The organism is Arthrobacter endolithicus, assembly GCF_026627425.1.
Taxonomy (GTDB): Bacteria; Actinomycetota; Actinomycetes; order Actinomycetales; family Micrococcaceae; genus Arthrobacter_M.
In genome coordinates this window covers 220340-244031 of the sequence record NZ_JAPNLH010000004.1, presented here as the reverse complement: position 1 = coordinate 244031, position 23692 = coordinate 220340, and the positions used below count along the sequence as shown (strand labels likewise).

Genomic DNA, 23692 nt, shown 5'->3' with positions numbered 1-23692 from the left:
GTGTAAGGGAACGGAATCTTGTTTTATTTTAGGTGTGCGTTGAGGCGTTCGGGGTAGATCATCACCAGGTGTCCTAGTGCTTGGTTCCAGCCGGTCGTGGAGGCTCCTTCGACGAGGTGGACGCCTTGGGTGTCTTTGCCGGTTTTGCGTTTCTTCATCCGTTCGCGGGCGCGTTTGTCCTCGATGTTGCAGATCGAGAGCCAGAGCAGTTTCACAGCCGCCTGATCGTTGGGGAAGTGCCCGCGGTTCTTGATGATTTTGCGTAGCTGGTAGTTCAAGGACTCGATCGCGTTCGTGGTGTAAATGATCTTCCGTAGAGCCGGCGGGTACGCCAGGAACGGGATGAACTGCTCCCAGGCGCTTTCCCACGTTTTCACCGCTGCAGGATACTTCTGCCCCATCGCCGAGGCTGCGAAGTCCTCACGGGCTGTCAGAGCGGCTTCTATGGTCGGCGCCGTGTAGATCGGCCGCAGGCAGGCAGAGACCTGCTTACGGTCGCCGTAGGAGACGAACCGGTTCGCGGCCCGAATCAGGTGCACCACGCAGGTCTGGACCGTCGCGCTGGCCCACGTGGCCTGGATCGCGTCGGGGAAGCCGGTGAGCCCGTCACAGCAGACAATGAGAACGTCTTTCACACCCCGGTTGGCGAGTTCAGAGCAGACTCCAGCCCAGAACTTCGCTCCTTCGGTTTCCTGAATCCAGATGCCCAAGACGTGCTTGATGCCCTCCAGATCAACACCGATGGCGATGTGCGCGGCTTTGTTTTTCACATGATGACCATCACGTATTTTCACGACGATCGCGTCCAAATACATGATCGGGTAGATCGGCTCCAAGGGCCAGGACTGCCAGGCCATGACCTCATCGAGAACCTCATCGGTGATCTTGGAAATAGTCTCCCTGGACAGCTCGGTACCGATCGTTGCTTCCAAGTGATGGGCGATATCACGCACCGTCATGCCGCCGGCATAGAGGCTGATGATCATGTCATCCAGGCCCCCGGTGCGCCTCGTTCCCCGCGGTACCAATTGCGGGACGAAGCTCCCCGCCCGGTCGCGCGGGATCGCAAGTTCCACATCCCCCGCGATCGTCGCCACCGTTTTCGGGTACGAGCCATTACGGGAATTCGCCGCTAACCGGGCCCCAGCGTCTCCTTTTTCATAGCCCAGCTCCGCGGTCAATTCCGCCTGCAGACCGCGTTCGAGGACGGCCTTGATCATCTGCCCCAGAAAGCCGTTCTTCCCATCGATTTCCAGCGTGCCCGAATCGATCTGCTCCATCACTTCGTCAAAGGCCCCCGAGGACTTCAACGCCTCGACATCTCCTACCGCAGCTACTCTCTGCGCCAACGTCCCTGCATCCAGTTTTCTGGTATCAGTCATGCTCACAATGATTCTCCAATCAGTAAGGATTCCCATTCCTTACACAAACCATCTGACACCCTCTCCGAAAGACATTTTCCGAGTCGACACCTCAAGTGCCGCGGTTCGCCCGTTCCACCGCACGGCTGAAGGAAACCCTCAAGGACGCCGTCATCGATTCCGGCCGGGCCGCATCAGAAGTCGCGACAGCGTTCGGCGTGTCATGGTGGCTGGTCAACACCGTCGTGGTCGCCGCCGCCGCGGCGCTGCCCTCCGTGGACTTACTAGCCCCGGCACGACTCGGGATTGATGAGCACCGCTACCGTTCCGTGCGCTGGCTTCAAGACCAGCAGAGCAAGAAGTGGACCCGGTACGAGCCGTGGATGTCAACGATCGTGGACGTCGACACCGGCCAGGTTCTGGGCATCGTTGACGGCCGCGACAGCCGCGGGATCGGGGCCTGGCTCAAAGCCCGCCCCACCGCCTGGCTTTCCTGCATTGAGACGGTCGGCATCGACCCGTCGGCCGCTTTCCGAAAGGCCCTGCGCGAGAACCTGCCCGACGCCGCCGTCAGCGTCGATCACTTCCACTTGGTGCTTTTGGCCAACGACATGCTCACCCAGGTCCGCCAACGGGTCTCCCGGGAACAGAACGGGCGCCGCGGCCTGAAAACAGACAAGGCATGGGCCCACCGGCAATTGCTGCTGCGCGGCTACGACACCCTCTCCGACGCTGGGAAGAAGCGCCTCGATGACGTCTTCGCCACCGATGACCCAAGCAAGGAACTCGTCGCAGCCTGGGGCGTCAAGGAAGCCCTCCGTCTGATGCTCTCCGCCACCAACCCGGCCAGCGTGGAAGACCGCAAAGCCTTCTTTGAGCGCCAGGTCAAGGCTGCTGCGATGAAGGAAACAGACCGGCTGCAAAAGACCGTGAACAAGTGGTGGCCAGAGATCCAAACACTGCTGGCCACCCGCGTCACCACCGCGAAGGTTGAGGCAGCAAACACGATGATCAAAAACATCAAAAGGATTGCCCGCGGGTTCCGTAACCCAAACAACTATCAATCACGTATCCTGCTAAGAAGTGCCGCCAGGACGGTGGCCTGAATTCATCTCAGCGGGCTGGTATTCACCACGAAACGCGAAGAGCCCCACTGGGATGTCCACAAACCCGTCCCGAGTTTGGGGTCTGGGGAGGATCGGTGCAGAAATTCACGCTAAGGGGTGAGTATGTCAACCTGGTTCAGAACTACTGAGACGTTATGTTGGACAGGCTTACACAAGCGTCGCTAGGTACGATCCCTCACTCCTGCTCGCGCCGAACGTCGGTGGTGCCCGGGACGACCTTCGACCGCACCCGCACCCCGCTGCGGACCTGGTTGACCTCTGGGTGGTCGCTCTGCTGTGGGGTCGAGGATCGTGGGTGTGCTCACATGTGTAGTCGGACGCCGAAGAGGAAGTAGCACCAGACGGGCAGCGCAAGCAGTGACAACACGGCCATCGCGGTCCGCACTAGGGATTGGTCGCGCAGGATCACTGAAAGCAGCCTGAAGGTGAGGATTCCCATGATTCCTCCGACGCAGTTCAGGATCACGTCATCGATGTCCGATGCTCCAACCGCAAACACGCCCTGGATGATCTCTACAGCGACGCTGACCGAGGCGACCGTGAGCACGGTCAGCCATACGGCCGCCCAATGTCGGAGCCACGATACATAGACGCCAAGCGGGATGAAGATCAAAACGTTCCGGACGACGTTGGCGAATGCCACTCTACCGGTCCCGGAACCGGTGGCTGGACACATATCCCGCGATAGTCGCGAACGGGATGAGAATGATCGATCTCTCCGAACCCGGTGCGCGAGAGAAGAGAAGCAGCTTTAGGAGAAAGGCCGCGTAGAGAGCGAACACGGCGAAGGTGGCCACAGTCTCCGCTTTCGCCCGTTTCGTGGTCAATCGCCAGCTCGGCACATCATCCGTGGCTGCGGTGGGTTGCGGTTGTACATCCATCCAGTAGGACGTTACAACGAGAACCTGTCGTCCTCCTGTGAGGTATCGGCTCGTTACTTGGGCAATAGAAGCGAACCCTCACCCCCGGGGCTTCGGAAATGGTCAGGTCCGACACCGCAACAGCTCCGGTCCCGCCGGACGTTCTCGAGCAGTAGCGGGACTACGTATCCGCGTTTTTCCGATACACGACCTCAGGTCATGTAGTTTTATTGCTTTCGCACCATGGAGTAGTGAAGGTCACCCTAGTCTAGGAGAGTGCGATGGCTAGGCTCTCAGGAAAATCAAGATCCCCTAAGGGACATGCCAGCTTGGCGCTGGCATGGGATAGCGGTAGGCCAGAGAATTTGGAAAACTCCGACACGCGATTCAAACCAATCCAGAAGGAAGAAAGAACCACGCCATGAAACGCGAATTCTACGAACCCCAGCAGGCTGCGGAGTTACTCCATTGCTCGGAATCGTGGCTTCGGACTGGCGCGGCCACTTGCGAGTTCCCCCATCTGAAATGGGGCAAAGGGAAGATCGTGTTCACCGACGAGCACTTGGAGGAAATCGCCAAGAGCAGGGAAGTTCTCCCCCACCCCCTTACGACGCCACATCAACGCTTGATCGGTTCCCGGGCTGATGCCCGTGCCCGATATTCGTGAACGTCCGTAGGACCTCTACCATGGCTTTTAGCTGAAGACCTACCCTCCCCAGATTCTCGCGGAGCGTTGCACAGACTCTGCCCCATCTAGGAGCGCCTGCGGCATGAGATGACCGTAGACCTCTTCCGTGGTGCGAGTTGATGCGTGGCCGAGCCTACGAGAGATCGTGAAAAGCGATACCCCATCTTGGATCAACCACGAAGCGTGAGTATGCCTCAGGTCGTGGATTCTCGGCAACTTTTTGAGTCCTGCCACCTGGGCGGACTTCACGGTCGGCACCCAGCATTTTTGCCAGTAGACACTGTGGGCAATACGGCCACCGGTTCCCGTCGTGAAGAGCAGGTCAGTCCCCTGCCGACTGGCGACCAAGGGAATCAGGATTTCCACAAGATCCGGGGCCAAGGAGACCGTACGCTTGCCCGCTCCGGTTTTCGTCGGTCCAACATAGAAATCATTGTTGCCATCGCGCTTCCAAGCCTTGCTGATCCTCACGGTCGCCGGCTTGGACAATAAGTCGACGTCAGCAACAGTAACGGCCGTCGCCTCACCGAAGCGTGTACCTGTCATGACGAGAAACTGCGTGAAGTCCTTGTAGCGCTCCGGCATCAGGGCGAGGATTTGTCCAAACTCTGCGTGCGTCAAGAAGCGGGCGTCATCTTCGACACGATTCCCCGATGGCAGCTGAACGCCACGGCATGGATTATCTGACCGGTACTTCAGTCGCACAGCCATCTCCATGGACGAAAAAACCAGAGAATGGTTGTTCTTGATCGTCTTGGCCGACTTCCCCTTCTTTTGCATTGCGCGAATCCACTCCGTGATGTCGCGGAAATTGAGTTCATCGATGGGGATTCCACCCAGGACCGGTTTGATGTGAAGATCCAGCATGGTTTGGTACGTACGCATGGTCCCAGAGGAGGGCCGAACCAGCAGGTCGATGTGTTCCTGGATCACGGCCGCAACAGTTGGCACTTTGCGCTTTGCCCGCAGCAATACTTCCTGGACCATTTCAAATGACTGACAGTTGGCGTCCAGAAGCCGTTTGACGGTGGCAGCTTCGGACTCGGACGTGAAGGTCATGCCCTGCTGCGTCTTCGTCTCGGGGTCGCGCCACATGACGGTGTAGGTCTGCGAACCGTCCATTTTCGTGCGTATACGAATGCTGGCCACGTAGATAATTCTACGTGGCTGTCAACGAATTTTGTAGTTTTGTCAACAACTGAAGGACCAATATGTCTCTGACCTGCGGTAATACTGTGCCCGAGGTGGGACTCGAACCCACACACCTCTCGATACTGCATTTTGAGTGCAGCGCGTCTGCCATTCCGCCACTCGGGCCTTCCACGTGAGATAAAGAGCAAAAACCCTCACCCATGCGAAAAACTACTCTACATGCCGATAGGCTAAATCGTAGAACTGGAGTCTCTGGCCGGCGGCGTGTACTGCTGAACGCCCCAGAGTCCCGTTACCCAGCAATACCGCTTTCAAGGAGCCCTCGTGTCAGAACAATCGGAACCCACGCCGTCCGCTGCGTCCACCCCCGCTCCGGCCCGCCGCGTGGTGGTCGCCGAAGATGAAACACTGATCCGCCTGGACATTATGGAGATTCTCCGCGGCGAGGGATATGACGTGGTCGGCGAGGCGGACAATGGTGAGAAGGCGGTGCAGCTGGCGGAGGAGCTGCGGCCGGATCTGGTGCTGATGGACGTGAAGATGCCGGTGATGGACGGGATTACGGCGGCGGAGAAGATTGTCAAGGCCCGGATTGCCCCGGTGGTTCTGCTGACGGCGTTCAGCCAGCGGGAGCTGGTGGAGCGGGCGCGGGATGCCGGTGCCATGGCGTATGTGGTCAAGCCCTTCACGCCGGCGGATCTGATGCCGGCGATCGAGATTGCGTTGTCGCGCCACGAGGAGATCCGGGCGCTGGAGGCGGAGGTGAGTGATCTGCAGGAGCAGTTCGCGACGCGGAAGCTGGTGGAGCGGGCCAAGAGCCTGTTGACGACGAAGATGGGGCTGTCGGAGCCGGAGGCGTTCCGCTGGATCCAGAAGACGTCGATGGACCGCCGGCTGGGCATGCGCGAGGTCGCGGAGACGATCATCAACCAGGTCAACTGAGTCGACGACGGCGGGCGAACGCCGGCGGGCCCGCACCTTTGTGGTGCGGGCCCGCGGGCGTTCCGGATGCGCGTCAGGTCAAGTCAAGTCAGGTCAGGTCAGTGGGTTGGCCACGGACCCACTTTTTCCCTGTTCGGGTTTCCGGTCGCGCTGAAGTCGGCCAGGTCGCCGATCTTATGGACCTTCAGCGAGTTCGTGGAACCGGCCTGGCCGGGAGGGGAGCCGGCAGCGATGACCACCAGGTCGCCGTCGGATGCCAGCTCCTTCTCCAGCAGGATTTTGTCCACCTGCTCGGTCATTTCGTCCGTGTGGTGCACCATCGGCACCAGAATGGGCTGGATTCCCCAGGCCATCGCCAGCTGGTTCCAGACATGCTGATCCGGGGTGAAGGCGAAGACGGGCTTGACCGGGCGGAGCCGGGAGAGCCGGCGGGCGGAATCCCCGGACTGGGTGAAGGTGCAGATGTACTTGGCGTCGAGCTGGTCCGCGATGGTGACGGCGGCGCGGGTGATGGCACCGCCGCGGGTGCGCGGCTGCGTGCCAAGAGCCGGCACACGTTCGAGTCCGTGGACCTCGGTGGATTCGATGATCCGGGCCATCACCTTCACGGTTTCGATCGGGAACTTCCCGACGCTGGTTTCGCCGGAGAGCATGACGGCGTCGGCACCGTCAAGGACGGCGTTGGCACAGTCGGAAGCCTCGGCGCGGGTGGGGCGCGGGCTCTCGATCATGGATTCGAGCACCTGGGTGGCGACGATGACGGGCTTGGCCCAGCGGCGGGCCAGTTCGATGGCGCGTTTTTGCACGATCGGCACCTCTTCGAGCGGCAGTTCCACGCCGAGGTCTCCGCGGGCCACCATGATGGCGTCGAATGCGTCGATGATGGCCGGCAGGTGTTCGACGGCCTGCGGCTTTTCGATCTTGGCGATCACCGGTACGCGGCGGCCTTCCTCGTCCATGATCTGGTGCACGCGGTCGATGTCGGTGGCATCGCGGACGAAGGAGAGCGCCACCAGATCCACGCCGCGCGCCAGCGCCCAGCGCAGATCGTCTTCGTCCTTTTCGCTCAGGGCGGGGACGTTGACGGCGACGCCGGGCAGGTTGATGCCCTTGTTGTTGGAGACGACGCCGGGAACGGTGACCACGGTGGTGACCTTGACGTCGTCGACCGCGGTGGCGCGCAGCGAGACCTTGCCGTCGTCGATGAGCAGGATGTCACCGACGTTGACGTCTTCGGGCAGGCTCTTGAGTGTGGTGGAACAGACGTCTTGGGTGCCCGGGACGTCCTCGGTAGTGATGGTGAAGACGTCGCCGACGGCCAGCGCATGGGGTCCGTCCACGAAGCGGCCCAGTCGGATTTTCGGGCCCTGCAGGTCGGCCATGATGCCCACCGGTTTACCGAGCGAGGCGGCGGCCTTCCGGACGTTTTCGTAGGTCGTGTCGTGCACTCCGTAGTCACCGTGGCTCATGTTCATCCGGGCAACATCCACCCCGGCCTCAAGCACTGCCAGGGTGTTCTCATAGCTGGCAATAGCCGGTCCGAATGTGGCAACAATTTTTGCGCGTCTCATGTACCTACCCTAATGGAGTTCTTTAACTAACAATCTTGGAAGAATTAACAGCGGGTGAATTTGCCGGGTCGTTACAGCACGCTGACCGCCACGTCGGTTGGTGCGACGGGCGCGGGCAGCAGTGTCTCTCCGCAGAGGAATTTGTCCACGGCGGCGGCGCAGGCTCTGCCCTCGGCAATGGCCCAGACAATGAGTGACTGCCCGCGGCCGGCGTCGCCTGCAACAAAGACGCCCTCGGTGCTGGTCATGTAGTAGCCGTCCCGAACGACGTTTCCGCGCACGTCGAATTCGGCGTTGATCTGTTCGGTGATGCCGGCCGGTTCGGGGCCGGTGAATCCGAGGGAAAGGAAGACCAGATCCGCCGGGATCTCCCGCTCGGTGCCGGCCTTGGGGACGCGGCGGCCGTTGACGAACTCCGTCTGGGCAACCTTGATGGCCGTCAGCACGCCGTCCTGGCCAACGAATTCCACCGTGGAGGCCAGGTAGGTCCGCTCGCCGCCTTCCTCATGCGCGGCTGCCACTTCGAACAGCGTGGGGAAGGTGGGCCACGGCTGGTGAGCGGCGCGCTCTGCCGGTGGCTGCAGGCCGATAGCGAGTGTGGTCACGGAGGCTGCCTGCTGGCGGTGTGCGGTGCCGAGGCAGTCCGCTCCGGTGTCGCCGCCACCCAGGATCACCACGTGCTTACCGCGGGCGTCGATCCGGCCCTGCCCGGCAGCGGTGGTGACAGCATCTCCGGCCACGGCCCGGTTCGCCTGCACCAGGTAGTCCATGGCGAAGTGCACGCCGTCCAGTTCTCTGCCGGGGATGTCCAGGTCCCGCGGCACGGTCGCGCCGGTGGCGATGACGACGGCGTCGTAGCGGCGCCGCAGCTGCTCCCAGGAAACGTCGGTGCCCACCTGCACGCCGGGACGGAACCGCGTCCCCTCCGCCGTCATTTGTTCCAGCCGGCGGTCAAGGTAATGCTTTTCCATCTTAAAGTCGGGGATGCCGTAGCGCAGCAGTCCGCCGATCCGGTCATCGCGCTCGTAGACGGCCACGGTGTGCCCGGCGCGCGTCAGCTGCTGGGCCACGGCCAGGCCGGCGGGACCGGAACCAATGACGGCAACGGTCCGCCCGGTGAGCCGGGCCGGCGGCAGCGGCTTGACCCAGTCCTGGTCAAAGGCCTGTTCGATGATGGAGACTTCCACCTGTTTGATGGTCACCGCCGGCTGATTGATACCCAAAACGCAGGAGGACTCACACGGTGCCGGGCAGAGCCGTCCGGTGAATTCCGGGAAGTTGTTCGTCGCATGCAGCCGCTCCACCGCTTCCTCACCCTTGTCCCGCCAGGTGAGGTCGTTCCATTCCGGAATCAGGTTGCCCAGCGGGCAGCCCTGGTGGCAGAACGGGACACCGCAGTCCATGCAGCGCCCGGCCTGGCTGCGCAGGACGCCTTTCTCCTGCGCCTCATAGACTTCCTTCCAGTCCATAATGCGCACCGGCACCGGCCTGCGCGGCTGGGTAACACGGTCACGTACCTTCAAAAATCCCTGTGGATCAGCCACCGGTAACCTCCAGAATTCTCTGCCAGACTTCGGGCCCGTTCGGGTCAAGACCCTCGTTGGCCGCGTCCTGGCGCGTTTGCAGTACGGCGGCGTAATCCCGCGGCAAAACCTTGGTGATGCGCGCGGCCGTGGCCTCGAAATCCGCCAGCAGCCGTGCGGCGAGCGTTGACTCCGTTTCCTGGTAGTGCCGGCTCAGCAGATCCCTGACCAGGCTGCGGTCCTGCTCGTCCAGGGGCAGCAGCTGCAGTTCGCCGGAATCGAGGCTCTGGATATTGACTTTGGCCGGCTGCAGATCCAGCACGTATGCCGTCCCGCCGGACATCCCGGCGCCAAAATTGCGCCCGGTCCGTCCCAGGATCAGGGCCTGGCCGCCGGTCATGTATTCACAGCCGTGATCACCAATACCCTCGACCACGGCGACGGCGCCCGAGTTACGCACCAGGAACCGCTCCCCCACCTGGCCGCGCAGGAACATCTCCCCGCTGGTGGCGCCGTAGCCGATCACGTTTCCGGCAATCACATTGTCCTGTGCCGGGAAAACGTTGGTGCGGTCCGGCCGCACCATGATCCTTCCGCCGGAGAGCCCCTTGCCGACATAGTCATTGGAGTCGCCGAAGAGCCGCAGCGTAATGCCGGCCGGCAGGAAGGCGCCCAGTGACTGACCGGCCTGGCCGGTCAGCGTGACGTCGATGGTGTCCGTAGCCAGCACCTCGATGCCGAATTTCTTTGTCACCTCGTAGCCGAGCATGGTGCCCACGGAGCGGTCCGTGTTCACCACACCGACGGAGATCTTCACCGGGGTCCGGTCGCTAAGGGCCTCGGCGCTGAGAGTAATCAACTGCTGGTCAAAGTGCTTGTCCAGCTCGTGGTTCTGCGGCACCAGATTGCGCAGCGGCGCGTCGGCGTCGAAATCCATGCCCGCCAAAATCGGATCCAGATCCAGGCCCTCGGCCTTCCAATGGTTGATCGCCGCGCGGGCATCGAGCGTGTCGGCATGGCCGATGGCCTCCTCGAGGCTGCGGAAGCCAAGCTGCGCGAGGATCTCGCGGACCTCCTCGGCCAGGAATTCGAAGAAATTGACCACGAACTCGGGCTTGCCGGTGAAGCGCTGGCGCAGCTCAGGATTCTGCGTGGCCACGCCCACCGGGCAGGTGTCCAGGTGGCAGACCCGCATCATCACACAGCCCGAGACCACCAGCGGCGCGGTGGCGAAGCCGTACTCCTCGGCGCCGAGCAGCGCGGCAATCACCACGTCGCGGCCGGTCTTGAGCTGGCCGTCCACCTGCACCACCACACGGTCCCGGAGCCCGTTGAGCATCAGCGTCTGCTGCGTCTCCGCCAGGCCCAGTTCCCACGGGACGCCGGCATGCTTGAGGGAGTTCAGCGGGCTGGCGCCGGTGCCGCCGTCGTGCCCGGAAACCAGGACGACGTCGGCCTTGGCCTTGGTCACGCCGGCCGCCACCGTGCCGATCCCGACTTCGGAGACAAGCTTGACGTGCACCCGGGCCGAGGGATTGGCCCGCTTGCAGTCATAGATCAGCTGGGCCAGATCCTCAATCGAGTAGATGTCGTGGTGCGGCGGCGGCGATATGAGCCCGACGCCGGGCGTGGAATGCCGCGTGCTGGCGATCCACGGGTAGACCTTGCGGGCCATCAGCTGCCCGCCCTCGCCGGGCTTGGCACCCTGCGCCATTTTAATTTGAATGTCCGTGGCGTTGGTCAGGTACAGACTGGTAACACCGAACCGGCCGGAGGCAACCTGCTTAATAGCCGAGCGGCGCTGCGGGTCCAGCAGCCGGTCCACGTCCTCGCCGCCCTCGCCGGTGTTGGATTTCGCCCCGAGTTGGTTCATCGCGATGGCGAGCGTCTCGTGCGCCTCCTGCGAGATGGACCCGTAACTCATTGCTCCGGTGGAGAAGCGCTTGACGATGCTGGCCACGGATTCCACCTCGTCGATGGGCACGCCCGGGCGCACTCCGTCCTTGAATTTCAGCAGACCGCGCAGCGTCATCAGGTTTTTGGACTGATCATCGACGCCGCTGGTGTACTGCTTGAAGATGTCGTAGCGCCGCTCGCGGGTGGCGTGCTGCAGCCGGAAGACGGTGTCCGGGTTGAACAGGTGCGGCTCGCCCTCGCGGCGCCACTGGTATTCCCCGCCGTTGAGCAGCGGCCGGTGCGGCTCCTCGACGCCGTCGGCCGGATACGCCATGGCGTGCCGCGCGGCGACTTCCGCCGCGATCACGCCCAGACCGATCCCACCAAGCTGGGAATTGGTCCCGGAGAAAAACTCGTCCACCAGATCCTGGGACAGGCCCAGGGCCTCAAACGTCTGCGCTCCGCAATAGGAGGCCACCGTGGAAATCCCCATTTTGGACATGATTTTCAGCACGCCCTTACCGAGACCCTTGATTAGGTTGTAAACGCCTTCCTCGGCGCTTACGCCGGTGATGTCACCGGTGCGGATCAGTTCCTCCACACTTTCCATCGCCAGGTACGGGTTCACCGCAGCGGCGCCGTAGCCCACCAAGGCCGCCACGTGATGCACCTCGCGGACATCCCCGGCCTCCACCACCAGTGCAGTCTTGGTCCGGTTGGCGCTGCGCAGCAGGTGATGGTGCACCGCACTGAGCAACAGCAGGGAAGGGATCGGCGCCCACTGCGCGTTGGAGTCCCGGTCCGACAACACTACATATTGCACGCCGCGGTTAATCGCGCCGGAAACCTGCTCGCAGATTTCCGCCAGCCGGGCGCGCAGGGCGCCCTCGCCGCCGTCGGGCTTGTACAAACCGCGCACCCGGACGGCCACCCTATCCCCCGCGGGGTTTTCGATGTTGGCGATCTTGGCCAGTTCGTCGTTGTTGATCACCGGGAACGGCAGGGCCAGCTGCGGCTGCCGGACCTCCTGGAGCGAGAGCAGATTGCCCTGCGGCCCGATGCTGGAGTTCAGCGAGGTGACCAGCTCCTCGCGGATGGCATCCAGCGGCGGATTGGTGACTTGGGCGAAGGACTGGACAAAGTAGTCAAAGAGCAGCCGGGGGCGCTGGGACAGCACGGCAATCGGGGTGTCCGATCCCATGGCGCCCAGTGGTTCGGCCCCGGAGCGGGCCATTGGCCCGATCAGGATCCGCAGTTCCTCCTGGGTGTACCCAAAGGTGCGCTGCCGGTGGTTGACCGAGGCCCGGGTGTAGACCACGTGCTCACGTTCGGGCAGATCAGCGAGTTTGATCACGTTATCCCGCACCCACTCGCCCCAGGGATTGGCGCCGGCCAGCTCGTCTTTGATCTCCGAATCGGAGATGACCCGCCCGGCATCGGTGTCCACCAGGAACATCTTGCCCGGGGACACCCGGCCTTTCTTGACCACCTTCGCCGGCTCGATGTCGATCACGCCCACTTCTGACGCAAAGATAATCAGCCCGTCCTCGGTGATCCAATACCGTCCCGGCCGCAGACCGTTGCGGTCCAAGGTGGCGCCCACCATCGTGCCGTCGGTGAAGGAGACAGCGGCGGGGCCGTCCCACGGTTCCATCAACATGGAGTGGTATTCGTAAAAGGCCCGGCGCGCCGGATCCATGGTGGCATGGTTTTCCCAGGCCTCCGGGAGCATCATCATGATGGCCTGGGTGATGGGGCGGCCGGCCAGCCAGAGCAGTTCAGCGACCTCATCAAAGGATGCGGAATCGGAAGCACCCGGGGTGCAGATCGGGAACAGATCCTCCGGCGTATCGCCAAGCAACGGGGCGCTCAGGGTGGACTGGCGGGCGCGCATCCAGTTCCGGTTGCCCTTGACGGTGTTGATTTCACCATTGTGCGCGATGGTGCGGAACGGCTGCGCCAGCGGCCAGGACGGGAAGGTGTTGGTGGAAAACCGCGAGTGCACAATCCCGAGCCGGGTCTTGAATCTGCTGTCCGAGAGATCAGGGTAGAACGGCTCCAGCTGGGCGGTGGTCAGCATGCCCTTGTACACGATGGTTCGGGAGGACAGCGAGGGGAAGTAGACGCCGAACTTGTTCTGTGCGCGCTTGCGGAGCCGGAAGGCCTTCGCATCCAGGGCCCTGTCGTCCTGCTGGCTGTCGTTCGGCTGCCGGCTGTCCGGCTGCCCGGTGGCCGGCTGCCGGGTATCCAACCGGACGGCCGGGTCGGCGTCAGCCTGCGGCATGGCCACGAAGAGTTGGACAAAGCGCGGCATACAGGCCTTGGCCATCGCGCCGACCAGACCCTCAACGATGGGGACCTCCCGCCACCCAAGGACGGTCAGGCCCTCGTCCTCGGCCAGGGCTTCCAGCCCGGCCTTGGCCAGCTCAGCCTCGGCTGCCTCCGGGGGCAAAAACGCGGTGCCGACGGCGTACTGCCCGGCCGCGGGAAGCGCGAAGGCCGTGACGGCGCGGAAAAATTCGTCCGGGATCTGGGTGAGCAGGCCGGCCCCGTCACCGGTGCCTTCGTCCGCACCGACGGCCCCCCGGTGTTCGAGATTGCGCAGCGCGGTGAGCGCGGCGTCCACGATGTCATGCCCTGGCTCGCCGCGCAGCGTTGCGACTATGGCCAGACCGCAGGCATCCTTTTCCTGCTCCGGCTGGTAAAGGCCCTGCGCTGCGGGCAATTGCGCATAACGGCGGAACGGGGATTCGGGCACCGGGGACGGCGGTGCAACCTGCGCGTCGGTGGCCCTCAGCGGTGCGCTGGTGTGAACCTGCGGACCGGTGGCCTCTGGCGGTGCGCTGGTGTGAACCGGCGCACCGGATGGGATATGAATCATGGCGTTTCTAGTCCTTCCCCCTAATGGAGCGTACGGAGGGGACAACATTGGCCCGGCGCAACGGACGGCACAAAACCGGCCGCGCTAATTTTCTAGTGCAAATTATATGACAGTCGTCACGGCTGTTCTAACGTTCTTAGGACGCCAGTGCTTCCAGGAATGGCAGTGGCTGCAGGTGGTTCCACTGTCCCGGCCCGTTTCCGGGCCGCATCCTGGGCGGTGGACCTTCGGGTGATAACCCGGAGCGGCCCGCCCTGGCTCCGCCGCGACCGTGGTATCCCGCGGAGCTGTGGAGCCTAGGTACCGGAGATTTCCCCTTCCCCGGTATCGGCGAGATTATCACGCGCTGCGGGCTTTTCCCGAGTGCTGGACAAAGCGTCCGCATTCTGGACATCCGCAGTCTTCAGATCGGAATGCCCGACGGCGGCTGGACCGGAAGGAACCGCGCGGTCGGTTTCGGGACGGTCAACGACCCCGACCGCGCGGGTTGCCCCCGCTGCGCCGCCCGCCACGCCATCGGCTTTCGCTGCCCTGTCAGACTCGGACGCGGGGCTCATCCTATTGCCGGCTCCGTCGGAACCCACGTGGGACCCGCCGTCGGAACCCGCATCGGACCGGCCGCCGGGACCCGAATCGGCGTCGCCGTCGTGTCCAGCCGCGGATTCCCTGCCCGCCAGCAGGACGGTGTCATCATTGCCCTTGCCCCGGTAGAACGTCAGGACCAGGAAGATGACCGCGGAGGCCACAAAGACCAGAATGCTGGTCCAGACATTCAGCCGCGTGGTGATGCCGAAGAACGTGATCTGCTCTGCATTGTCGATGCGCAACAGCTCGATCCACACGCGGCCCAGCGTGTAGTACATCGCGTAGAGCCAGAACAGGCGGCCGCGGCGGAAGTGGAACCTGCGGTCCAGCAGCAGCAGCAGCGCGACGCCGGCCAGGTCCCATAGCGATTCGTAGAGGAACGTCGGGTGGAAAAGTGTGTCCGCCGCGTACCCGGCGGGGAAATTCACATTGGACGGATCCACCTGCAGCCCCCACGGCAGCGTGGTGGGGCCGCCGAAGAGTTCCTGATTGAAGTAATTTCCCCAGCGGCCAAGCCCCTGCGCCAGCAATAGGCCCGGCGCCGCGGCATCGATGAACGCCGGGAGCTTGACACCGGCGCGCCGGCATCCGATCCAGGCGCCGACGACGCCGAGCACTACCGCGCCCCAGATCCCCAGGCCGCCGCGCCAGATCTGCGGGATCAGCCACAGGTCTCCGCCGCCCCGGTAGCCGGGACCGAAGTAGGCGTCCGGGGAGGAGAAAACGTGGTACAGGCGGCCGCCAATGATGCCCATCGGGATGGCCCAGATGGCGATGTCCCAGATGGACCCAACCGGTGCCTTCCGCTTGGTCCAGCGAATATGCGTCAAGACCGTCGCGGCGATGATACCGGCGAGAATGCACAGTGCGTACGCGTGGATCCGCAGGGTCCCGGTGGGGAGCGAAATATCGAAGCCGGACCAGACCGGGGCGGGAATGCTGGCGGGCAGCGCTGTCAGGGCAGATTCAATCACAGTTCTCATCGGATCAGTGCGCTTCCGTGCCGGCGGGCAGCAGCCCGGAGCTGAGGTCTGTGGTCAGGTCGGCCAGTGCCGGCACGCCGCCGTCGCGCAGGGCTGCCACGAGGGCGGTCCCGACGATGACGCCGTCGGCATAGCCGGCGATTTCCCGCACCTGGTCGGCGTTGCTCACTCCCAGGCCAACGCAGACACGGGCGGCTCCGGCGGCTCGGGTGTCAGCGACGAGTTGCTCTGCGGTACTGCTCACGGCCGTCCGAGTGCCCGTGACACCCATGATGGACACCGCGTAGACGAAGCCGCGGCTGGCCTCTACGGTCCTCGCCAGCCGCTCGGGGGTGGATGACGGCGCCACCAGGAAGACCCGGTCCAGGCCGTACTTCTGCGAGGCTTCCAGCCATTGCGAAGCCTCCTCGGGAATCAAGTCAGGTGTGATGAGCCCCGCGCCCCCGGCCGCGGCCAGCCGGCGGGAAAATTCATCCACGCCCAGGCGCAGAACGGGGTTCCAGTACGTCATCACCAACACTGCCGCGTCGGTCGCGGCGGTGATGCCGGCGACGATGTCGAAGATACTGGAAACCCGGAATCCGTTAGCGATCGCCTCGGTGGTCGCGGCCTGGATCACGGAGCCGTCCATCACCGGGTCCGAGTACGGAATACCGATCTCGATCAGATCGGCACCGTTGCGGGCCAACGCGATGCCGGCGTCGATCGTGGTCTGGACATCCGGGTACCCCGCCGGAATGTAGCAGATCAGGGCCGCGCGGCCCTGCGCCCTGGCGCGGTCAATGGCTGCGGCACTCTTGCTGGGTGCGCCCGGAGTTTCCGGGCTGGAACTTTCCGTGCCGGGCGTTTCCGCAGTCGAACCACTTACGTTGGGGTCCACAGTCATTTTCCGTTCCGCCGGTTGGCTTCGGCCGCATGGGATGGGGTGCCAGATGCCGCAGCAGAGACCTGATCGGCTGCGGTATCGGCCGCGCGGATGACCGCTTCCGCCGACGCTTCGGCTGCGGTTTCGGCATCGATCAGGTCAAACCAGGCCGCGGCCGTTTCTACGTCCTTGTCGCCCCGTCCGGAAAGGTTAATCACAATGATGGTCTCCGCGGGATCGGCCTGATCCGCTGTGAGGCGCTGGCCCACCTTGATGGCGCCGGCCAGCGCGTGCGCCGATTCGATCGCGGGAATGATCCCCTCGGTCCGGCACAACAATTGGAAGGCATCCATTGCCTCGGCATCGGTAATCGGCTCGTAGCTGACCCGGCCGATGTCCGCCAGGTAGGCATGCTCCGGTCCGACCCCCGGGTAATCCAACCCGGCGGAAATGGAATGCGACTCGACCGTCTGGCCGTCCTCATCCTGCATCAGATAGGAGCGCGCGCCGTGCAGCACACCCGGGCGGCCGAGCGTAATCGTCGCGGCGTGCCGTCCCGTTTCGACGCCGTCGCCCCCGGCCTCGAAACCGTAAAGGCGCACGGATGGATCGTCAAGGAAACCATGGAAGATTCCGATGGCGTTGGAACCGCCGCCAATGCAGGCGCACACCGCGTCGGGCAGCCGGCCGGTCTGCTCCAGGATCTGCGCCCGGGCCTCTTCGCCGATCACCTCATGGAAGAACCGGACCATGGCAGGGAACGGATGGGCTCCGGCTGCCGTCCCGAGCAGGTAATGGGTGCTGTCCACATTGGCCACCCAGTCCCGAAGGGCCTCATTGATGGCGTCCTTGAGTGTCTGCGATCCGTTCGTCACGGGAATCACGGTGGCGCCGAGCAGCTGCATCCGCGCCACGTTCAGCGCCTGCCGGCGGCAGTCCTCGGCCCCCATGTACACCACGCACTCGAGCCCGAGCAGCGCCGCCGCCGTCGCGCTGGCCACGCCGTGTTGCCCGGCCCCGGTTTCGGCGATGACCCGGGTCTTGCCCATCCGCTTAGCCAGCAGGGCCTGCCCCAGAACATTGTTGATCTTATGCGAACCGGTGTGGTTGAGGTCTTCACGTTTGAGGAAGATCCGGGCGCCCCCGGCATGCAGGGCGAAGCGCTTTGCCTCGGTCAGCAGGGACGGCCGGCCGGAATAGTTCTTGTTCAGGTCCGCAATCTGGGCCAGGAAATCCGGATCAACCTTCGCCTTTTCGAAGGTTTCCTCCAGCTCATCCAAGGCGGCGATCAGGGACTCGGGCATCCAGCGGCCGCCGTAGCTGCCGAAGTACGGTCCGGCGGCGTGCCGAAAGCTTCCGGTGCGGGCTGCTGGGCCGGCGGCCCCGTCAGCGCGCGTGCCGGTGTCCGGGCCGGCGGCCGCGTCAATGCTCGTGCCTTCGGCGGGGCGGGTGGCCCCGCTGAGAAAGGCGTCCGCGGGATGGTCCTGGGGCGAAGCTGCTGGCGTGGTGGCCATCGGTCCGACCGTCCTGTTCTAAAAGTTGGCTGTTGGCGAATACGGTGGTCAGGAAAGGGCGTGGCCGGAGCCTGCGGTGGCAATGGCCGCGGCGCTGACGGCAGCAGCACCCGCGGAACCGAACTCGGCGATCCGCTCCCCCGGTGTGGCATGGCTGACCAGCGCCTCACCGACCAGGACGGCGTTGGCACCGTGACCGGCATAGTGCCTGACGTCGTCGGCATCACGGACCCCGGATTCGGCCACTACCAGGGCTTCGGCGGGGATGAGCCCGGCCAGCGAACCGAAAACGGAGCGGTCCACGTCCAGGGTCTTTAGATTGCGCACGTTGACGCCAATGATCCGGGCCCCGGCTGCGACCGCGCGTTGAACTTCCTCGCTGGTGTGCGTTTCCACGAGGACGTTCATGCCCAATTCATCTGCCAAGGCCAGGAACCCTGCCAGCTCGGCATCGGTCAGCGCTGCGACGATCAACAGGATCAGATCCGCGCCGTGGGCCCGGGCTTCCCAGATTTGGTATGGATCGCAGGTGAAGTCCTTGCGCAGCACGGGAATGCCGACGGCGGCACGAACCGCATCGAGATCCGCCAATGAGCCGCCGAACCGGCGCTGCTCGGTCAGCACACTGATGACGGCCGCGCCGCCATCAGCATATTGGGCCGCCAACAGAGCCGGATCGGCGATTTCGGCCAGCGGACCCTTGGATGGGCTGCGCCGCTTGACCTCGGCGATGACTTTAAGCCCCGCCCGTGGCGAATCGTCGCCGCCCAGGGCCGCCCAAGCATCCAGGGCCGGCGGCCGGGCAGCAATCAGGTCCTGCAGCTGGGCCAGGCTGACCTTCTGTTTGCGCGCCTCGAGATCTTCCCGGACCCCGGCAATGATGTCGTCGAGAACGCTCACGCCTAGTGTCCGTCGCTCTTGAGCTTGTGGCCGCCTACCCCGTAGCCGGCCGCCCGCAGGCCGTAGCCCACGCCCAGGCCAATGAGCATGATGACCACGCCGATGATGAACAGCACGGTGGCAGGCGGCCCCATCATGAAGGCTATGCAGGCGATCGCGGCACCAAAGAGCATGATGGCAACCGTGGTCCAAGCCGCCGGGCTGTTTCCGTGGCCCAACTCAACCGAATGGTCAATGTCTTCCGTCGCTGCGGCACTCCGGCCCGTGGTAGCGCTCCTGTTGCTCATGCTAAATCTCCCTCGTGCTGATTTCCGCCAAACTGCTACTGCTTCCATTCTGCCATTAGTTCCCCGCGTTGCCTCTCGCACGACGGTCCCGACGTTCCGGTCCCGTCGATCTTGGGCCAGCGTTTTAGGCTGTCGGATCGTTTCCGTGGCTGAGCTCGTCCCAACTGTCAATGTCATCGCGCACCTCGGGCCTCGCCGGTACAGCCGTCGGATCAGCTGAGCCGGCTGCCGAACCGGCCGGTGCTGCGGTACGGCGGCCGGCGCCGGCGCCGCTGGAATCGTATTTGGTCCGCTGGTTCCAGGTCCGGCCCAGCCAGGCGATTAGTACCGCTGTCAGCGCCAAAACCACGGCGGCAGCTGTTGCGATCAGTGGGAACGCCGTCGTCGTCACGTCCGAACTTTGGCCGGTGACCCCGGTCGCCGTCCCCACGGGTCCGGCCGCGGCTGCCTGCGCGTTTAGCACGACGGCGAGGGAAGAGACAATGATGCCGACGGCCCCCAGGAAAATGATGACCGCCGCCACGACGCGCGAGACCCTGCGGCCGATCGAGGCCGCCAGCGCGCCCGCCAGTGCCACCAGCGCCAACGCTGTGACCGCCGTCGCCGCTTTGCTGCCGGCAACGTTCAGATCCGCCTGCTGAACCACACCCTGCCCGAGCTTGACGTGCACCCAGGTCTGCGTTGTGGTCCCGAAGACCACCAGCGAACTGATGACGGCGAGCATGATCAGCGTGGACTTGCGCCGCAGCCGCCCTGTTCGCCGGCCGGCAGCTCCCCCGCCGTCGGGCTTTGTCTGCGTCCGTTCGACGGAATCTTCACGCATGCTAGATTTGCTCACAATCTTCGGGTCAGTCATCGAAAGTCGCTGAGGCTCTCGCTAAAGGAGGGGTGGCTGAAATCCGCGGCGATGGTCTGCAGCGAGGCGGCGGCATGCACTGCCCGCAGCGGTGCCGCTGCCTTATTGACGGATTCCTGCGCCTCGGTTGCATTGTCGGAATCGGCAACAATTCCACCGCCGGCCTGCACATAGGCGCGGCCATCTCGGAGCAACGCGGAGCGGATGGCGATGGCCATGTCCATATCGCCGGCAAAGTCCAGATACCCGACCACACCGCCGTAAATGCCCCGCCGGTGCGGCTCGAGCTCGTCGAGCAGCCGCAGCGCCCGGGGCTTCGGCGCACCGGAAAGGGTTCCGGCGGGGAACGTTGCGGCCAGCACGTCGTAGGCCGTGTACTCCGGTCCCAGTGTGCCGACGACGGTGGAGACCAGATGCATGATGTGGCTGAATTTCTCCACCTCCATGAACTGGGTGACGTCCACCGAACCCGGGACGCAAACCTTGGAAATATCATTGCGCGCCAGGTCCACCAGCATCAGGTGCTCGGCGCGTTCCTTGGCATCGGCGTGCAGTTCATCGGCCAGGGCCTTATCCGCCTCCACGCTCCCGCCCCGCGGCCGGGAGCCGGCAATCGGGTGGGTGATGACCTCCTCGCCCGTCACCGTCACCAGCGACTCCGGCGAGGACCCCACAATGGAGAAGGGGCGGCCCTTGGCATCTTCAAAGCTGAAGATGTACATGTACGGGCTCGGGTTCGTGGTGCGCAGTACGCGGTAGACATCCAGCGGCGAAGCGTCACATTCCATCTCGAAGCGGCGTGAAATGACCACCTGGAAGACCTCTCCTTCCACGATGGCTTCCTTGCCCCTGTCGATTGCGGCCAGATACTCCGGCTCGGCCCAGCGCTGCCGGACCCGGTCCGCGAAGGATGACGCGTCGGTGCTGTTCAGCACGGAGACCGGCTGCGCCACCGGTGTGCTGATCTGCTGCAGCATCGTGTTCACGCGTGACACCGCATCATGCCAGGCCTCATCCACCCGGTCGGTGCTGCCGTCGTAATTTATGGCGTTGGCAATCAGCAGCACGCTGCCCTCGGCATTGTCATGGACGGCCATGTCCGCGACCAGATTCAGCGCCAGCTCGGGCAGCTGCAGGTCATCCTCCGGCGGGGACGGAAGTTTCTCCCAATGCCGCACCGATTCCCAGCCGACAAAACCGACCAGACCGGAGGTAAACGGCGGAAGCCCCTCGAAGCGCTCGGTGCGCAGTTCATTGATCGTCGCCCGGACAGCTTCCACCGGGTTGCCACCCAACGGCACGCCCGTGGGTGCCTCGCCCAGCCAGCAGGCGGCGCCGTCGTCCGTCGTTAACGTGGCCCGGGACCGGACGCCGATGAACGAATATCGCGACCAGACGCCTCCCATCGCGGCGGATTCCATCAGAAACGTACCCGGCTGACCCTTAGCCAGCCGGCGGTACAGACCGATCGGCGTTTCGGCATCGGCAAGGACCTTCAGCCGCACGGGAATCACGCGCCTGGTCCTGGCCAACAGCCGGAACTCCTTAAGGGTCGGGCTGATCACGCCTAGCTCCTGCATGTGTACGGCGACCTTCTTTGTAGGTGGACTTCAATTCTGGACGGACTCTGCCGGGGACTGTGCTGAGGAAACCTAGCCGACGACGGCGTCAAGATCACGGCCTTCGAAGCAGGTCCGGCTGCCGGTGTGGCAGGCAGCACCTACCTGATCCACCATGATCAGCAAGGCGTCGCCGTCACAGTCCAGAGCCACGGACTTTACATACTGCACGTTGCCCGAGGTATCGCCCTTACGCCAGTATTCCTGGCGGGAGCGCGAATAGAACGTCACCCGGCCCGAACTCAACGTCCGGCGCAGCGCTTCGTCATCCATCCAGCCCAGCATCAGCACTTCCCGGCTGTCGAACTGTTGGATGACCGCGGCCACCAGGGAGGCGGCGTCACGTTTGAGCCGCGCCGCAATGTCCTCGGGAAGGACGAAGTCGGCGCTGGACCCAGCGGTGCTGCCGGAAGGGGACGGGGCGTTCGGCTCAGCAGACATCGCCTTCAATTCTAGTGCCACCGGCGTAAGCTGACGTTCGGGCGCCCGTAACAGCGCGGGGCAACAGATCGTAATCAGCAACTGCGGCGGTTCACAACCCTAAAACAGATGAGGGCGTGCTAATTTCACAAGTGATGCATTTTGTAGATCCTTCCCGCGAAGTCCTGGCCGAAACCCTGCTCGCAGCAGGGCCCGGCGCCGCCACTCTCTGCGCTGGTTGGCGCACCCAGGAGCTGGCGGCGCATCTGTACCTGCGCGAACGCCATGCCAAGGTGGGGCTCGGCGTGCTGATCAAAGCCCTCAACCGGGCCTCGGACAAAGCGACCGCCAAGCTGGCGGAAAAGTCCGGAACCGTCGAGGCGTACTCCCGGTTGGTCGCGGATTTCCGGGCCGGGCCACCCAAGCTCTCCCCGCTGAAAATCAAGGCAGTGGACGAAAGCTCCAACCTGATCGAATATTTCATCCACACCGAAGACGTGCGGCGTGCAATGCCCCGCTGGGCGCCGCGGGCGTTGGACCGAGCCTATTCGGACGCACTCTGGGACGAACTGGTCAAACGCGCAGCAATTCTGTACCGGGGCGTTGACCTGGGCATAGTCCTGGTCTGTCCCTCCGGGCCCCGGCACGTCGCCAAGCGTGCCGCCGTTTCCGTGGCCATCGTGGGCGAACCCGGCGAGCTGCTGATGCACGCGCACGGGAGGACCGGCCATGCGCTGGTCACGTTCGAGGGCCAGCCCGATGCCGTCGCCCTGCTGCAGACCGCCGAAGTGGGCCTCTAGGTCCCTGCTGTAGCCGGGAAAACCACAGCGACGCTATCCCTAACGGACCGCGGACCTGACTTTAACGGATGGCGACCCTCTACCGGACTTCGAAGCCGGCCTGGCGGATCGCGGTCTTGACTTGGGCGATTGCGTCGTCCGGCCCGAAGTGGAAGACCGACGCAGCTAGTACGGCATCGGCTCCCGCGGCAACGGCAGGCGGGAAATGTGCCGGCTCGCCAGCGCCTCCGGAGGCGATGATGGGAACGCGGACCGCTGCCCGGACCAAGCGGATCAGCTCCAGATCGAAGCCCTGCTTGGTTCCGTCCGCGTCAATAGAGTTGAGCAGGATTTCCCCGACGCCGCGGTCGGCAGCCTCGCGCGCCCAGGCCACCGCGTCAATCCCGGTCCCCTGCCGTCCGCCATGGGTCGTGACTTCAAAGCCCGACGGCGTCATAACGTCTCCACGTGTCCGCCTGGCATCCACGGAGAGCACCAGCACCTGGGATCCGAACTGCCGGGTGATCTCGTCGATGACCTCCGGCCTCGCCACTGCAGCAGTATTGATCGATGCCTTGTCAGCGCCAAAGCGCAGCAGCTTGTCCACGTCGGCCACACCGCGGACGCCGCCGCCTACTGTCAGCGGGATGAAGATCTCCTCGGCCGTCCGCGCCACCACATCAAAGGTTGTGTCGCGGTTCCCAGATGATGCCGTCACGTCCAAAAACGTCAGTTCATCGGCGCCGCCACGATCGTAGCGGTGCGCCAGCTCCACCGGGTCCCCCGCGTCCCGCAGGCCCTGGAACTTCACGCCCTTGACCACCCGGCCTGCGTCCACATCCAGACACGGAATGACCCGGATTGCTACACCCATCATTGACTC

17 protein-coding genes, 1 tRNA gene and 1 pseudogene are annotated in these 23692 nt (G+C 64.0%); 3 read left to right on the top strand and 16 right to left on the bottom strand.

Features of this window, described 5'->3' with window-relative positions; genetic code table 11:
• Positions 1 to 23: 23 nt before the first annotated feature.
• Positions 24 to 1382 (bottom strand): IS256 family transposase, encoded by a 1359-nt coding sequence (locus tag OS914_RS05570; RefSeq protein WP_267545067.1) that lies wholly within the window; start codon positions 1380 to 1382, stop codon positions 24 to 26.
• A 77-nt stretch (positions 1383 to 1459) separates the two neighbouring features.
• Here OS914_RS05570 and OS914_RS05565 point away from each other — a divergent pair.
• Positions 1460 to 2467: pseudogene (locus tag OS914_RS05565) on the top strand (ISL3 family transposase); the annotation flags it as partial.
• 322 nt (positions 2468 to 2789) lie between these two features.
• Here the strand turns inward: OS914_RS05565 and OS914_RS05560 are convergent.
• The 3 genes from OS914_RS05560 to OS914_RS05550 form a co-directional block, all read right to left on the bottom strand.
• Positions 2790 to 3131 (bottom strand): VanZ family protein, encoded by a 342-nt coding sequence (locus OS914_RS05560; protein WP_267545066.1) that lies wholly within the window; start codon positions 3129 to 3131, stop codon positions 2790 to 2792.
• A gap of 923 nt (positions 3132 to 4054) precedes the next feature.
• Positions 4055 to 5185: a tyrosine-type recombinase/integrase gene (locus OS914_RS05555; RefSeq protein WP_267545065.1), complete on the bottom strand. Its 1131-nt coding sequence runs from the start codon at positions 5183 to 5185 to the stop codon at positions 4055 to 4057.
• Between the two features lie 87 nt (positions 5186 to 5272).
• A tRNA-Leu gene (locus OS914_RS05550) sits at positions 5273 to 5353 on the bottom strand.
• A gap of 159 nt (positions 5354 to 5512) precedes the next feature.
• Here OS914_RS05550 and OS914_RS05545 point away from each other — a divergent pair.
• Positions 5513 to 6130, top strand: coding sequence for an ANTAR domain-containing response regulator (locus OS914_RS05545; RefSeq protein WP_267545064.1), 618 nt, complete (start codon positions 5513 to 5515; stop codon positions 6128 to 6130).
• A 98-nt stretch (positions 6131 to 6228) separates the two neighbouring features.
• Here OS914_RS05545 and pyk read toward each other — a convergent pair whose 3' ends face one another.
• From pyk to hisI, 11 genes are all read right to left on the bottom strand, one after another.
• Complete coding sequence (gene pyk / locus OS914_RS05540; protein WP_267545063.1) at positions 6229 to 7701, bottom strand: pyruvate kinase; 1473 nt, start codon at positions 7699 to 7701, stop codon at positions 6229 to 6231.
• 71 nt (positions 7702 to 7772) lie between these two features.
• On the bottom strand, positions 7773 to 9245 hold the full coding sequence (locus tag OS914_RS05535; RefSeq protein ID WP_267545062.1) for a glutamate synthase subunit beta: 1473 nt from the start codon (positions 9243 to 9245) through the stop codon (positions 7773 to 7775).
• A complete protein-coding gene (gene gltB / locus OS914_RS05530) occupies positions 9238 to 14001 on the bottom strand; it encodes a glutamate synthase large subunit (RefSeq protein WP_267545061.1) in 4764 nt (1587 codons plus the stop codon). Before gltB ends, OS914_RS05535 begins: the two co-directional genes overlap by 8 nt.
• Positions 14002 to 14297: 296 nt before the next feature.
• Positions 14298 to 15569, bottom strand: a complete 1272-nt coding sequence (lgt, locus tag OS914_RS05525) for a prolipoprotein diacylglyceryl transferase (protein ID WP_267545060.1) — start codon at positions 15567 to 15569, stop codon at positions 14298 to 14300.
• Positions 15570 to 15573: 4 nt separating this feature from the next.
• Complete coding sequence (trpA, locus tag OS914_RS05520; protein WP_267545059.1) at positions 15574 to 16455, bottom strand: tryptophan synthase subunit alpha; 882 nt, start codon at positions 16453 to 16455, stop codon at positions 15574 to 15576.
• On the bottom strand, positions 16452 to 17948 hold the full coding sequence (trpB, locus tag OS914_RS05515; protein ID WP_267545058.1) for a tryptophan synthase subunit beta: 1497 nt from the start codon (positions 17946 to 17948) through the stop codon (positions 16452 to 16454). The genes trpA and trpB overlap by 4 nt, the downstream gene beginning before the upstream one ends.
• Positions 17949 to 17996: 48 nt before the next feature.
• Positions 17997 to 18848, bottom strand: a complete 852-nt coding sequence (gene trpC, locus OS914_RS05510) for an indole-3-glycerol phosphate synthase TrpC (RefSeq protein ID WP_267545057.1) — start codon at positions 18846 to 18848, stop codon at positions 17997 to 17999.
• A 2-nt stretch (positions 18849 to 18850) separates the two neighbouring features.
• A complete protein-coding gene (locus OS914_RS05505; RefSeq protein WP_267545056.1) occupies positions 18851 to 19135 on the bottom strand; it encodes an HGxxPAAW family protein in 285 nt (94 codons plus the stop codon).
• A 124-nt stretch (positions 19136 to 19259) separates the two neighbouring features.
• Positions 19260 to 19958, bottom strand: a complete 699-nt coding sequence (locus OS914_RS05500) for a Trp biosynthesis-associated membrane protein (RefSeq protein ID WP_267545055.1) — start codon at positions 19956 to 19958, stop codon at positions 19260 to 19262.
• Between the two features lie 29 nt (positions 19959 to 19987).
• The gene (locus OS914_RS05495; protein WP_267545054.1) at positions 19988 to 21571 is read right to left on the bottom strand and encodes an anthranilate synthase component I; all 1584 of its coding nucleotides are present in this window, start codon (positions 21569 to 21571) and stop codon (positions 19988 to 19990) included.
• Positions 21572 to 21643: 72 nt separating this feature from the next.
• Positions 21644 to 22051 carry a phosphoribosyl-AMP cyclohydrolase gene (gene hisI, locus OS914_RS05490; protein WP_267545053.1) on the bottom strand — a complete coding sequence of 136 codons (408 nt, stop codon included), beginning with the start codon at positions 22049 to 22051 and terminating at the stop codon, positions 21644 to 21646.
• Between the two features lie 134 nt (positions 22052 to 22185).
• Here hisI and OS914_RS05485 point away from each other — a divergent pair, with 134 nt between their 5' ends.
• Positions 22186 to 22830 carry a TIGR03085 family metal-binding protein gene (locus OS914_RS05485; RefSeq protein WP_267545052.1) on the top strand — a complete coding sequence of 215 codons (645 nt, stop codon included), beginning with the start codon at positions 22186 to 22188 and terminating at the stop codon, positions 22828 to 22830.
• A 79-nt stretch (positions 22831 to 22909) separates the two neighbouring features.
• On the opposite strand, the gene hisF is transcribed toward OS914_RS05485, so the two are convergent.
• Positions 22910 to 23683, bottom strand: a complete 774-nt coding sequence (gene hisF, locus OS914_RS05480; protein WP_267545083.1) for an imidazole glycerol phosphate synthase subunit HisF — start codon at positions 23681 to 23683, stop codon at positions 22910 to 22912.
• Positions 23684 to 23692 lie beyond the last annotated feature (9 nt).

Bases quoted from the DNA above. Each gene is read 5' to 3' on its own strand.
- hisI (WP_267545053.1), bottom strand. From the start codon at position 22,051: ATGTCTGCTGAGCCGAACGCCCCGTCCCCTTCCGGCAGCACCGCTGGG.
- gltB (WP_267545061.1), bottom strand. From the start codon at position 14,001: ATGATTCATATCCCATCCGGTGCGCCGGTTCACACCAGCGCACCGCCA.
- lgt (WP_267545060.1), bottom strand. From the start codon at position 15,569: ATGAGAACTGTGATTGAATCTGCCCTGACAGCGCTGCCCGCCAGCATT.
- pyk (WP_267545063.1), bottom strand. From the start codon at position 7,701: ATGAGACGCGCAAAAATTGTTGCCACATTCGGACCGGCTATTGCCAGC.
- hisF (WP_267545083.1), bottom strand. From the start codon at position 23,683: ATGGGTGTAGCAATCCGGGTCATTCCGTGTCTGGATGTGGACGCAGGC.
- OS914_RS05500 (WP_267545055.1), bottom strand. From the start codon at position 19,958: ATGCGTGAAGATTCCGTCGAACGGACGCAGACAAAGCCCGACGGCGGG.
- OS914_RS05495 (WP_267545054.1), bottom strand. From the start codon at position 21,571: ATGCAGGAGCTAGGCGTGATCAGCCCGACCCTTAAGGAGTTCCGGCTG.
- OS914_RS05505 (WP_267545056.1), bottom strand. From the start codon at position 19,135: ATGAGCAACAGGAGCGCTACCACGGGCCGGAGTGCCGCAGCGACGGAA.
- OS914_RS05485 (WP_267545052.1), top strand. From the start codon at position 22,186: ATGCATTTTGTAGATCCTTCCCGCGAAGTCCTGGCCGAAACCCTGCTC.
- trpB (WP_267545058.1), bottom strand. From the start codon at position 17,948: ATGGCCACCACGCCAGCAGCTTCGCCCCAGGACCATCCCGCGGACGCC.
- OS914_RS05570 (WP_267545067.1), bottom strand. From the start codon at position 1,382: ATGACTGATACCAGAAAACTGGATGCAGGGACGTTGGCGCAGAGAGTA.
- trpA (WP_267545059.1), bottom strand. From the start codon at position 16,455: ATGACTGTGGACCCCAACGTAAGTGGTTCGACTGCGGAAACGCCCGGC.